The following is a 12,769-nucleotide window of genomic DNA, read 5'->3' as shown; positions in this document are numbered from 1 at the left end:
CTTCAGCGCCATTCCTCCAGACCGCCATTCCCGCGAAGGCGGGAATCCAGAGCCTTCAGCGCTATTCCCCCAGACCGTCATTCCCGCGAAGGCGGGAATCCAGAGCCTTCAGCGCCATTCCTCCAGACCGCCATTCCCGCGAAGTCGGGAATCCAGAGCCTTCAGCGCTATTCCCCAGACCGTCATTCCCGCGAAGGCGGGAATCCAGAGCCTTCAGCGCCCCCCCCCCAGACCGTCATTCCCGCGAAGACGGGAATCCAGAGCCCTCAGCACCATTCCTCCAGACTGTCATTCCCGCGAAGGCGGGAATCCAGAGCCTTCAGCGCTATTCCCCCAGACCGTCATTCCCGCGAACGCGGGAATCCTGTGACTTCAAGCGTTCTCGCACGAAAGGCCCTGGATTCCCGCCTTCGCGGGAATGACGATAGGTGGGTGCGCGATGCCTGACTCGATCAACAAAACGACGGCAGGTGGGGTGTCGTCTCTGACGCGATCAACAACACGACGGTAGGTGAGCCGCCGTCTCCGACTCGATCAACAACAAGCTAGCCGATCATCACCGTCGGACAACCTTTCACGATCTTGCCGCCATGCGCAGTGGCATCGCCGATCCGCGCCGCCGGCATGCCGCCGATCATGACGGTGGGCGAGCCTTGCGCGATCACATCGGGCGGGCCGACGCACAGCGCCATGTCGCCGACACGTGCCGCCGGTTGTCCGCCGACCAGGACGGTCGGGCAGCAGGCCGGCAGGATCGGGCCGCCAACGTGTGGCACCGGCGGCGTTCCCGGCGTCACCATCGGGCAAACATGCATGTCGCCGAGTCGGGCTGCTGGAGGCATAAGCGTTTCCGTCCGTGTCGTGGAGTGAAAACCCGGTGCCTGCGCACCGCTTCATGCCCCGATTCTCGGCCCGCGCCAACGGCTTGGCGATATGCATTTAGCTATAGCCATCCGGCTGAATGCGCCGCGCGCCGGGCGAGGCCGAGCGAGCGCGGGTTCGCCACCGCGGCGCATGCCCGAACATCGATCTTCCGGCGCGCCATGCGCCGCAAACGATCATGCGTTGCCGACGCCGGGTCGCTGCGTCCGCGAACGCGGCACGCGGCCCAGCGATATGGATACGCAACTCGCTCTAGCACGCACGAGGTATCGAAGCATCGCCGCCATTCGCGTCCAATAACGGCAACGACGGCGCGGGGTGCGCCGCCGCGACGAACGCGATCGCCAGGAGGTCCGCAATGCAGTTCCTCCCCTCTTCCACGAACACAAGCCGCGCAAGGATGCCGCGCACCGCATGCCGGCGCATCGGCGGCTGAGCCCGTGGCCGCGATGGCTGCGTTCGCCGCGCGCCCGGGCCTGGGCGCTGGCGGGCGCGCTGGCCCTGCTCGTGTGCGCCGTCAGCGTGGTGCGCGTGGCGATGCTCGACACGACGCCCGGCGACGGCCAGGGCCCTCGCCTGTCGCAAGCGCAAGCCGCCTCGCCGGATATCGTCGAGGGCGCGCCGCGGCTTGTCCGCACCGACGGCGCGGACGCCGGCGTAGCGCGCATTTGGCGGCAGGGCGCGCAGGCGATCGTGGTGCTGCTGTTGCTGTTCGGCGCCTACGACGCCACCTACCGGTTCCGGCCTGCGCGCGACCCCTCGGCGCCCACGCAACCACCTCCGGTGGCGGACACGATCCCTTCCGGCGACATGCTGGCCATCGCCGGCGATCGAATGCGGCAATCCCTGCACGCGGTGAGCCTGTTCGCCGGAAGCCTCAATCATGGCGCGCTGCCGGCGCAACGCGATGCCCTGCACGGCCTGGAAGCCTGCGTCCGCGATCTGGCCTGCATGATCGAAGAGGTCGAACAGATTTCGCGGCTGCTGCGCCACGAAGTGCCGGTGCGCGCGATGGATCTGCCGGTGGCGGAGCTGTTCGACAGCTTGCGCGGCCTGCTCGTGCGCGAAGCGCGCGGCGCGGGCGTGGAGGTGCGTTGGCACAGCAGCGATCTGTGTTTGCGCGGCGATGCCCTGCTCGCCGAGCGGCTCGTGCATGTCCTGGTCGGCAGCGCCATCCATCGCGCGCGCCATCGCGTGCTGGTCGCGGCGCGGCCTGTGGCCGGGCGCGTGGCGCTGCAGATCCGCGACGATGGCGACCGTCTGGATATCGCCGCCGATGCGCCGATCCTCGACGCGCTGTCGCGCCACGCGCAGGCCCGGGACGAACGCGATACCGCGCTGGGCCTGACCGTCGGCGCCCGCATCGCGGAGCTGCTCGAAGTCGGCGTCGGCATTCGCCGCGGACAGCGCAGGGGCAACACCATCGCCATCGATTTTCCGCGCGCGCGTCCCGCCTCGCCGCCGCCCGACGACGCCACGCTACTCTCGCTCGCCTTGCTCGAATCGGAGGCGCGGCGCGGGCAACTGCCGCCCTCGCGCCTGGGCGCGGCGTCCGATACCGGTCACGGGGGCGGTGCGCATTCGGGAACGAGGAACGTCGAGCCCGCCCCGATGCGTACCGCCCCCACCTCGCAGGGCGACATCGATCGAAGTCGCTGAAGCCACATCTCGCCGCCGCGCCACAGGGAATAGGCCGAATGAGATATCGAATTGTGCGCCGGCGATGTCCAGACTTTTCGCGTAAGGCCGCACCCGCCATTGGGACGGCGTCGACACCGGAGAAAGTCATGAATCGCAAGCTCGTATTCGCACGCATCGCCCTGGCATCGGCGCTGTCGCTGGGCGCGGCGTTCGCCGTGGCGCAGACCCATTACGGCGACAAACCGCCGGCGGTGGACGACATCATCAAGAACCTGGGCAGCGGCAAGGACGCCTCGCCCGCCACCGGCACGCGCGCTTTGCGTCCGGGCGCGGCGGTCACCGCGACCGCGACGACGCAGCCGCCGAAAACCGCGTCGATCTCGATGCAGATCCAGTTCGATTTCAACTCTGACGCGGTGTCGGTCAGTTCGCAGACGACGATGGCGAACCTGGCACAGGCGATGCAATCGCCGGAACTCGCCTCGCGCCGTTTCCTGATCATCGGCCATACCGACGGCAAGGGCTCGGCGCAATACAACCAGCGCCTGTCCGAGCGGCGCGCGGCCTCGGTCAAGCGCTCGCTGATCCGCGACGGCGTGCCGGCGGACCGGCTGGAAACCGCAGGCCGCGGCAAGAGCCAGTTGCTCAACGGCGACGATCCCTACGCCGCGGAAAACCGCCGCGTGGAAGTTCAGGCCAGCGGCTGATCCGACCGCCGGGAGAACTCGTCATGCGCAATGCCCCTTCCCCACTTCGTGTTTTCGTCCGCCGCGCCGGCACAGCCACCGCGCTGGCCGGCGCACTGCTGGCGGCGCAGGCGGGCCATTGCGTCATGGCGCAGGAAACCGCGCCCGCGGCCGTCCTGGGCCAGCCCTTCGCCACCCGCCACGCCGCGTTCGAGCCGGTGCGTTTCGCGGACGTGCCGGGCTGGGACAACGATGCGCTGCACGAAAGCGCGAACGGCATGCGCGAGAGCTGCGATGCGTTGCGGCGCAAGCAGGGATGGAGCACGGTCTGCGCGGCGTTCGACCGCGTCGACACCGGCAGCGACGCGGCCTTGCGCGCGTTCTTCGAAAGCAACTTCCACGTCTACCGGATGATGTCGCCGGCGCGCCAGCTCGACGGCCTCATCACCGGCTATTTCGAGCCGCTGCTGGAAGGCCGGCGCAATCGCGATGAGACCTTCCGCTTCCCGGTGTACGGCGTGCCGCAAGACCTATTGCTGCTGGACGCGGCCGCGCGCTCCGGCGGCGCCAGGCAATGGCTGCGCAAGCAAGGCCAACGCCTGGTGCCGGCCTCCCCCGGCAGCGCCGGCGCGCGCGAGTACACTCTGGTGTTGGACGACTTTTCTGTCGGCATCCGCGACAAGCGCATACGCGTGCGCGTCGACGGCGATCAGATCAAACCGTACTGGTCGCGCCAGGACATCGAGCTGCGCTCGCTGCAGGCGCCGGTACTGGCCTGGGTGGCCGCGGCCGACCGGCTGTATTCGATGCAGATCCAGGGCTCGGGCAAGATCCGAGTCGAGGACGGCACGCTGATCCGCGTCTCGTATGCCGAACAGAACGGCCATCCGTTCCTGCCCAACATCACTCGCGGCATCGACGCGTCCACCGTCCTGACCGCGATCAAAATCCGGGGACTGACCGCTGCGGGCAGCGCCGGCGGATCGCGCGCCGATCCCGCCGTGTCGGCTCCGGTCAACGACGAAGTCGCGCGTCTGATCGCGTTGTTCCAGGGAAACGGCAAACCGGGCACAGTAGCTTCCGCGCGGCCTTCGCCGAACCCGGGCTCGGCAGTACGGGTCAAACCCAAGGCCGTCAGCAACAGCGCCGATGTCGCCGCGCTGATCGCCGCGCTCAAAGGCGGCGGAACGGCCGCGCCCCGCGCGAATCCGTCCAGCGTGGCGTCCGCATCGGCCAAGCCGGCGAGCGCGCGCCCCGCGCTTCCAGTGTCTGCGACCGGCGCGCCCGCCTTGACCAATATTCCGGACCCGAGCTACGTCTTCTTCCGCAGCAGCGGCGACGGCCCCGAAGGCCCCATCGGCGCGCTCGGCGTGCCGCTAACGGCCGGACGTTCGCTGGCGGTGGATCCGCGCTCCACGCCGCTGGGATCCCCCGTCTTCATTTCGACCAAGGAACCGGCCGGCAGCGGTCCGTTGCGGCGATTGATGTTCGCGCAGGACACCGGCGGCGCGATCCGCGGCAGCGTGCGCGGCGACCTGTTCTGGGGCTTCGGCGACAGCGCCGGGCGGCTCGCGCTGGCGACCAACGAAGTGGCGCAGATGTGGTTGCTGCTGCCGAAGACCCAGGTCGTCAGCGCGGCGCAGAACGCCGGGCCCACATTGCGATCGCTGCGCAATTCAGCGCAACTGCCCGACTGCGTGATCGACGATCCGGACTTGTGCGTGGAGGATTGAGTCGCGAACGGGCATCGGCAGATAGTGAACGCAATCAATCGCGATGCGCGGTCACGATCCAGGCGCGCGAGTCGAACCATACGCCGTCGGCCCTTTGGTGCCGGACCAGCAGATCGCGGAGACGATCCACCGCGTGCGCGCGTTGGCGGCTATCGAGGCCTGCGATCCGGTCTCGCACGGTAGAGAATTCGGATACGAATTCGAACGCCGCATCGACATCGAGTCCGTAGAAGACCGGCGCCCGCACGTCCTCGAACGTCGGTGAGAGGAAGCCGGCGGAATCGAGAAGGCGTTTTACGACGTCGGCTTCACCCAGCGAGAAGGCCGGCGGCACGGTTGAGGCGCTTTCGGCCTTCGATTCGTCGGATGCGAGCGCACGTTCGATGGACGTGGCCCATTCGTTGCGATCGCGCGACTGCCAAACCATCATCACCAGCCGCCCATCCGGGCGCAGCGTGTTTCGTATATTGACGAACGCCGTCATCGGCCGGCTGAAGAACATCGTGCCGAAGCGGCTGATCGCCAGGTCGAAACGCTCGCGCGGCAGTTCATGTTCTTCCGCGTTCGCGCAAACGTATTCGATATTGCCGACCCCCGCCTGGGAGGTAAGCGCCCTTGCGCGCTCGATCATCTCCTGCGACCTGTCGATCCCGAGCACCGTTCCCGCCGTCGCCAGTCGCGCCGCATCGCGCGTGGTCTGCCCGGTCCCGCACCCGACATCCACAACCCGGTCCGAGGCGCGAATTGCATACGCGATCCGCAGGGCATCGTTGTGATGCCGCAGCTCCAGGTCGTAGTCGATCATTCGCAAAGCTCCCGGTGGGTTTTCTCCCGCTCCGAGAGGGCCGACGCGAGCCTTCGCGAGCGGCGTGTTCTAAAGCGAGACCGTAGCTGGACTATAGGCACCGAGCGGCCCACCGAACAGGGGGCTCTGCCGACCGCGATGACCCGCGCCGCCAATTCGCCGCCGTCGCCGTTTCAGCGATCAATCGCCGCCGATTCGGTCGGAGAAACCCCCGCCACCACTTCGGCAATGACATTACGCCGCTCCAGCATCGCGAGCAGCCCCTTGTCCGGCACCATGCGAAACGCATCGCCGCCTTTGATGTAGGCCACGCGCATTCCATTGCCGGCGTGACGGACCAGCAGTTCCACCAGTGCGTCGCGCTCTTGCGGCGCGATCAGCCGGGTCGCATCGCGTCGCGCCATATCGATCACCGCGGCGGACAGTGCCGGGTCGCAGACCAGCACGTCCGCCTGGTTCAACACGCGCAAGGCTTTCAGCGTCAGCGAGCCGGGATCGCCGTCGCCGGCACCGACCAGGGCGACGCTGCCGGCGTTGTCGTCGTCGCGATCGCTTTCCAGGGCGTCGCGGAAGGCGCGTTCGGCGTCCTCGTGCCGACCGTTGCGCAACAGCACCGACACCGGCCCGTCGATGACCCGGTCGAACCAGCGCCTGCGCTGCGGCAAGGCCGGGAACCGTTTGCGGATGGCATCGCGATGCCTCGCGAACAGGGCCGCGAAGTCGCCGAGGGAATGATCGAGTTCGATTTCCAGCCGCTCGCGGATGCGCCGGGCCAGCATCGGCGCGGCACCGCCGGAAGAGATCGCCACCTGCAGGGGCGCGCGGTCGACCACGGCCGGGATCTGCACGCTGGACAGCTGCGCGTCGTCGACGATGTTGGCCCACAGCCCGCGCGCGCGCGCCTGCTCGGCCAGGCGCGCATTGAAGGCATGGTCGTCGGTGGCGGCCACCAGCAGCCAGACGCCGTCGAGCCAGGCTGGATCGAACTCGCCGTCCAGGCCGGTCAGCCGGCCTTGCTCCAGCCAGCCTTGCAGCACCGGATCGAGCGCTCTCGCGTGCACGCGTACTCGCGCGCCCGCGCGTAGCAGCGCCTCGATCTTGCGCACAGCCACTTCCCCGCCGCCCACCACCAGCACGGGGCGGCCGGAAAGGTCGGCGAGCAGCGGAAAGAGCGCCATGCGGAATCCTCCAAGGGGGCTCGCGGCCTGTTATGTTGCATGGCAACATGAGGTTGACGGCGCGTCAACACACCCAGGGGCTTCGACCGGTATGCCTCGCATCTTGTTGGTCAACGATACCGAAAAGCCGATCGGCGAGCTGCGCGACGCGTTGCTCGGCGCCGGCCATGAAGTGCTGGAAGAAGTCGTCGCGATCGGCGCCCTGCTCAAGGCGGTGGAGTCGCAACAACCCGACGTGGTCATTCTCGACATCGACTCGCCTTCGCGCGACACGCTGGAGCAACTGGCCCTGATGCACGAGCACGCGCCGCGGCCGGTGGTGATGTTCTCGGCCGACGGCAACGAGCAGCTGATCCGCGCCGCGGTCGGCGCGGGTGTCACCGCCTATGTCGTGGACGGCCTGTCTCCGGCGCGGCTGGCGCCGATCATCCAGGTCGCGCTGGCCCGCTTCGAGCATCAGTCGCACATCCGCCGCCGCCTCGACGAGGTGCAGCAGCAATTGCTGGACCGCAAGCTCATCGATCGCGCCAAGGGCCTGCTGATGGAAAAACGCGGCATGGCCGAAGCCGACGCTTACGCCGCGCTGCGCCAACAGGCCATGAAGAACGGGACGAAACTGGTGGATGTCGCCCGCCAGATCATCGCGATGGCCGATTTACTGGGATGACCCGCTGGAACGAGGCCGAGATGACCGCACCCGCCGCCGCATCAGACCGTCCATTGCGCCTGGGCTACCTGCCTTTGGTCGACTGCGCGCCGCTGGTGGCCGCGGTCCGCCTCGGCCTGGATCGCCGTCACGGCCTGCGCCTGCAATTACAACGTCAGGCCTCCTGGGCAGCGGTCCGCGACCGGCTGCTATCGGGCGAACTCGACGCCGCGCACGCCCTCGCCGGCCTGGTCTACGGCGTGGAAACCGGCATCGGCGGGCCGAAAGGCGAACTGGCGATCCTGTCCACGCTCAACCAGAACGGCCAGGCGATCACGCTGTCCTCGCCGCTGGCGCGATCACTCGAACAAGGCCGATCGTTGCGCGATGCGCTCGCCTCGTTGCCGCGGCCGGCGGTGTTCGCGCAGACCTTCCCCACCGGCACCCACGCCATGTGGCTGTACTACTGGCTGGCGGCGCTGGGCATCGACCCGATGCGCGAGATCCGCATCCTGACCCTGCCGCCGACGCAGATGCCCGATGCCCTGGCGCGAGGCGAGCTGGACGGCTATTGCGCCGGCGAGCCCTGGTCGATGCAAGCCGAGCTCGCGGGCGTGGGCCGGCGGGTGATTCGCAGCGGAACGATCTGGCCGGGGCATCCGGAAAAAGTCCTGGCCTGCCGCCGCGAATTCGCCGCGCTGCAACCCGACGCCGCGATCGCGCTGACCGCGACCGTGCTGGATGCGTGTCGCTGGCTCGACGCCGATGTGCGGCATCGGCGCGAAGCGGCACGATGGCTGGCGGACTCGCAGGTGATCGCCCTGCCCGCGCGCGACATCGAAGCCTGCCTGTTGCCAGCCGACGGCGACGGACAAACGCAGCTGCGTTTTCATGCCGATGGCCAGGCGAATTTCCCCTGGCTGTCCGATGGCCTGTGGTTCCTGGCGCAGTTTCGCCGCTGGGGCTGGCTGCCGCCGGCGCTCGACGGCGAGGATGCGGCATTGATCGGCCGCGTGCACCGCATCGACAGCTATCGCCAGGCGGCGCAGCGGATCGGCGTGCCGGTTCCCGAAGGCGACAGCCGCGCGCACCGACTGTTCGACGAAGCGTTCTGATCGCTCGCATCGCCGCGCCCTGCGCGCGCACCAAAATGGAGCGTTGGCGCGCTCGTTTGGTGCGGCCTTCGGATTTCGCGAACATCCTCACGATCATCGGCGCATCGGCTTCACGCATAAGCGTATGAATCGATGGACGATTCCATCCGCGCGAAATCGCCGCACCCGCTTGGCACGATGATTGCGTAGCCCTTTGATGGGTGCACACGTGCACCTGCGATGAGCGACTCCGGCAGACGGACCAACGGCGGTCCGTCCAGCCAAGACAACGGCGTCTTTTCCGGTTCGAACAGGACCGGAGGGCGCCGTTTTTCGTTTTCCCCTCCCCTTCTCATCGCATCCCTGCCGGCACACCGGCATCGGGCGGCGTTCCATTCGGAGATCGCGCAGGTGAATCGATCCTTCTGGCAGGCCGGACATGCGCCCACGCTGTTATCGGCGTTTCTGTATTTCGATCTGAGCTTCATGGTGTGGTATCTGCTCGGCCCGCTGCAGGTGCAGATCGCGCAGGCCCTGCAACTGGACACACAACAACGCGCGTTGATGGTGGCCGTGCCGATCCTGTGCGGCGCGATATTGCGGTTGTTCCTGGGCATGTTGGCCGACGCCATCGGCGCCAGGCGCACCGGGCTGCTCGCGCAGAGCGCGGTCGTGCTCACCCTGCTGGCGGCGTGGTGGCTCGGCGTGCATTCCTTCGCCCAGGTGCTGTTGCTGGGCGCGCTGCTCGGCATCGCCGGCGCCTCGTTCTCGGTGGCGCTGCCGCTGGCCTCGCGCTGGTATCCGCCCGAACACCAGGGCACCGCGCTCGGCATCGCCGGCGCCGGCAACTCGGGCACGGTACTCGCAGCGTTGTTCGCACCGGTGTTGGCCGCGGCGTTCGGCTACGAAGCGGTGTTCGGCCTGGCCTGCCTGCCGCTGGCGTTGGTGATGATCGTGTTCTTCCTCTGCGCCAGGGACGCGCCGATCGAGATCGAACGCAAGCGTTTCAGCGACTACGGCCGCGTGCTGGTAGGCAACCGCGATTCGTGGTGGTTCATGTTCTTCTACTCGATCACCTTCGGCGGCTTCGCCGGTTTCGCCAGCGCCTTGCCCGGCTATTTCCACGATCAGTTCGGCTTCGACCCCAAGATCGCGGGCTGGGCGACCGCCGCATGCGTGCTGGCCGGTTCGGCGATGCGGCCGCTGGGCGGCGTGATCGCCGATCGCATCGGCGGCACGCGCACCCTGCTCGCGGTCTATCTGTCGGTGGCGGTGCTGGTCGCCGCCGCCGGACAGGGCGTGGGCGGCGCGGCGATAACCGTGACCTTGTTCGTCGCCACCCTGCTCTGCCTGGGCGCCGGCAACGGCGCGGTGTTCCAGTTGGTGCCGCAACGCTTCGGCGCCGACATCGGCTTGATGACCGGACTGATCGGCATGGCCGGCGGCATCGGCGGCTTCGTGCTCGCCGCCGGCCTGGGCGTGCTCAAGCAGCACACCGGCAGTTATGCGCTGGGCCTGTGGGCCTTCGCCGGCTGCGCGATGCTCGCCTGGGGCCTGCTGTCGAATGTGAGCAAACAGTGGCGCCATCAGTGGGCGGCGCTCAGCGCCGCGCGTGTTTGAGTGCGGTCGATGACGGAGACACAGCGATGAACAAGCCCAGACTCGTGGTGATCGGCAACGGCATGGCGGGCATGCGCACGCTGGAGGAATTGCTGAAGCTGGTTCCGGACATGTACGACATCACCGTGTTCGGCGCCGAGCCCTATCCGAACTACAATCGCATCCTGCTCTCGCCGGTGCTGGCCGGCGAGCAGAATTTCGACGAGATCGTGCTCAACCCCATGGTCTGGTACGCCGAGCACGGCATCGAGCTGCATCTGGGCAAGGAAGTGGAGCGGATCGACCGGGTGCACCGGCGCGTCATCGCCGCCGACGGTACGCAAGCGCAATACGACCGCCTGCTGCTGGCGACCGGCTCATTGCCGATCGTGCTGCCGATCCCGGGCAAGGATCTGCGCGGCGTCATCAGTTACCGCAACATCCACGACACCCGCGCCATGATCGAAGCGGCCAAGGTGAAGAAGCATGCGGTGGTGATCGGCGGCGGCCTGCTCGGACTGGAAGCGGCCAACGGCCTGAAACAGCGCGGCATGGACGTGACCGTGGTGCATCTGGCCGGCTGGCTGCTGGAACGCCAGCTCGATCCCGCCGCCGGACGGCTGCTGGAGAACTCGCTGTGCGAGCGCGGCCTGAAATTCCGCCTGGGCACCTCGACCACGGAACTGCTCGGCAACGACCGCGGCGAGGTGCGCGCGGTCAGGTTCTCCGACGGTAGCGAAGCTCCCGCCGATCTGGTGGTCATGGCGATCGGCATCCGTCCCAACGCGCAACTGGCGCAGACGGCCGGCATCTATTGCAACCGCGGTGTCATGGTCAACGACTCGTTGCAGACCTTCGACCCGCGCGTCTACGCGGTCGGCGAATGCGCTTCGCACCGCGGCATCACCTACGGACTGGTCGCGCCGTTGTTCGAACAGGCCAAGGTCTGCGCCAATCATCTGGCTCACTACGGCATCGGCATCTACGCCGGCTCGGTGTCCTCGACCAAGCTCAAGGTGACCGGCATCGATCTGTTTTCCGCCGGCGATTTCATGGGCGGCGACGGCAGCGAGGAGATCGTACTGTCCGACCCGGCCGGCGGCGTCTACAAGAAACTGGTGATCAAGGACGACAAGCTGGTCGGCGCCTGCCTCTACGGCGATACCGGCGACGGCGGCTGGTACTTCAAGCTGCTCAAGGACGGCGGCCGCATCGACGGCCTGCGCGACCGGCTGATGTTCGGCGAGAAAGCCATCGGCGACTCCGGCACCGCCGGCCAGAGCCGCGCCGCGACGATGGCCGACGCCGACGAAGTATGCGGCTGCAACGGCGTGCGCAAGGGCGCGATCGTCAAGGCGATCAACGAGCAGGGGCTGTTCACCGTCGACGAGGTGAAGAAACACACCAAGGCCTCCAGTTCCTGCGGCTCGTGCACCGGGCTGGTCGAGCAGATCCTGATGAACTGCCTGGGTTCGAATTTCCAGGAAACGCCCAAGACCAAGGCGGTATGCGGCTGCACTTCGCATACCCACGCCGACGTGCGCAAAGCGATCGCCGAACACCGCCTGCTCTCGCACCGCCAGGCCTACGAGTTCATGGAGTGGCGCACGCCCAACGGCTGCGCGACCTGCCGCCCGGCGATCAACTACTACCTCATCTCGACCTGGCCGCGCGAGGCCGCGGACGATCCGCAGTCGCGCTTCATCAACGAGCGCGCCCACGCCAACATCCAGAAGGACGGCACCTTCTCGGTGATTCCGCAGATCAAGGGCGGCGTGACCAATGCCGACGAACTGCGGCGCATCGCCCATGTGGCCGACAAATACGCCGTGCCCATGGTCAAGATCACCGGCGGCCAGCGCATCGATCTGCTCGGAGTGAAGAAAGAAGACCTGGTCGATGTCTGGCGCGATCTGGGCATGAAGTCCGGCCACGCCTACGGCAAGTCGATCCGCACGGTGAAGACYTGCGTCGGCAGCGAGTTCTGCCGCTTCGGCACGCAGAACAGCACGCAGATGGGCATCGACCTGGAGACCATGCTCGCCAACATGTGGAGTCCGCACAAGGTCAAGCTGGCCGTTTCCGGCTGTCCGCGCAACTGCGCCGAATCCGGCATCAAGGACGTGGGCATCATCGCGGTCGACTCCGGCTGGGAGATCCATGTCGGCGGCAACGGCGGCATCAAGACCGAGGTCGCCAAGTTCCTGACCAAGGTCAAGACCGCCGATCAGGTGCGCGAATACACCGGCGCCTTCCTGCAGTTGTATCGCGAGGAAGCGTATTACCTGGACCGCACTGTGCACTACATCGAACGCGTCGGCCTGGACTACATCCGCCGGCGCGTGGTCGACGACGCCGCCGATCGCAAGTCGCTGTACGAGCGCCTGCTGTACGCGCTGGACGGATTGATCGACCCGTGGGAGGCGCGCGTGCGCGAGGACCGCCGGCCGCGCGAGTACGAACCGCTGCGGATGCCGGCTCAGCTGGTCGGGCAGGAGAACTGAG

At 67.6% G+C, this 12,769-nt stretch carries 10 protein-coding genes; 7 read left to right on the top strand and 3 right to left on the bottom strand.

Annotation, left to right across the window (positions count from 1 at the left end):
• Nucleotides 1-545: 545 nt before the first annotated feature.
• Nucleotides 546-842 (bottom strand): PAAR domain-containing protein, encoded by a 297-nt coding sequence (locus AB4Y92_RS09230; RefSeq protein ID WP_441819353.1) that lies wholly within the window; start codon nucleotides 840-842, stop codon nucleotides 546-548.
• 454 nt (nucleotides 843-1,296) lie between these two features.
• Here AB4Y92_RS09230 and AB4Y92_RS09225 point away from each other — a divergent pair, with 454 nt between their 5' ends.
• The 3 genes from AB4Y92_RS09225 (at nucleotide 1,297) to AB4Y92_RS09215 (ending at nucleotide 4,942) form a co-directional block, all read left to right on the top strand.
• A complete protein-coding gene (locus AB4Y92_RS09225; protein ID WP_441819352.1) occupies nucleotides 1,297-2,541 on the top strand; it encodes a sensor histidine kinase in 1,245 nt (414 codons plus the stop codon).
• Between the two features lie 128 nt (nucleotides 2,542-2,669).
• Nucleotides 2,670-3,230: an OmpA family protein gene (locus AB4Y92_RS09220; RefSeq protein WP_441819351.1), complete on the top strand. Its 561-nt coding sequence runs from the start codon at nucleotides 2,670-2,672 to the stop codon at nucleotides 3,228-3,230.
• Nucleotides 3,231-3,253: 23 nt separating this feature from the next.
• Nucleotides 3,254-4,942, top strand: a complete 1,689-nt coding sequence (locus AB4Y92_RS09215; protein ID WP_441819350.1) for an MltA domain-containing protein — start codon at nucleotides 3,254-3,256, stop codon at nucleotides 4,940-4,942.
• Between the two features lie 34 nt (nucleotides 4,943-4,976).
• Here the strand turns inward: AB4Y92_RS09215 and AB4Y92_RS09210 are convergent, their stop codons facing one another.
• Together AB4Y92_RS09210 and AB4Y92_RS09205 are read right to left on the bottom strand one after the other, a co-directional pair.
• Entirely contained in the window at nucleotides 4,977-5,747 is a 771-nt protein-coding gene (locus AB4Y92_RS09210; RefSeq protein ID WP_441819349.1) for a class I SAM-dependent methyltransferase, read from the bottom strand.
• Between the two features lie 173 nt (nucleotides 5,748-5,920).
• Entirely contained in the window at nucleotides 5,921-6,925 is a 1,005-nt protein-coding gene (locus tag AB4Y92_RS09205; protein WP_441819348.1) for an NAD(P)-dependent oxidoreductase, read from the bottom strand.
• A gap of 91 nt (nucleotides 6,926-7,016) precedes the next feature.
• Here AB4Y92_RS09205 and AB4Y92_RS09200 point away from each other — a divergent pair, with 91 nt between their 5' ends.
• The 4 genes from AB4Y92_RS09200 (at nucleotide 7,017) to nirB (ending at nucleotide 12,768) form a co-directional block, all read left to right on the top strand.
• Nucleotides 7,017-7,592 carry an ANTAR domain-containing response regulator gene (locus AB4Y92_RS09200; protein WP_057942933.1) on the top strand — a complete coding sequence of 192 codons (576 nt, stop codon included), beginning with the start codon at nucleotides 7,017-7,019 and terminating at the stop codon, nucleotides 7,590-7,592.
• 20 nt (nucleotides 7,593-7,612) lie between these two features.
• Nucleotides 7,613-8,686, top strand: a complete 1,074-nt coding sequence (locus tag AB4Y92_RS09195) for a CmpA/NrtA family ABC transporter substrate-binding protein (protein WP_441819347.1) — start codon at nucleotides 7,613-7,615, stop codon at nucleotides 8,684-8,686.
• A 429-nt stretch (nucleotides 8,687-9,115) separates the two neighbouring features.
• Entirely contained in the window at nucleotides 9,116-10,285 is a 1,170-nt protein-coding gene (locus AB4Y92_RS09190; RefSeq protein WP_441819541.1) for a nitrate/nitrite transporter, read from the top strand.
• A gap of 26 nt (nucleotides 10,286-10,311) precedes the next feature.
• A complete protein-coding gene (gene nirB, locus AB4Y92_RS09185) occupies nucleotides 10,312-12,768 on the top strand; it encodes a nitrite reductase large subunit NirB (protein WP_441819346.1) in 2,457 nt (818 codons plus the stop codon).
• Nucleotide 12,769: the final 1 nt, after the last annotated feature.

Origin of the sequence: Lysobacter sp. TAB13, assembly GCF_052113885.1 — a bacterium.
GTDB lineage: Bacteria > Pseudomonadota > Gammaproteobacteria > Xanthomonadales > Xanthomonadaceae > Lysobacter > Lysobacter gummosus.
This window is presented reverse-complemented; position numbering and strand designations above follow the sequence as displayed.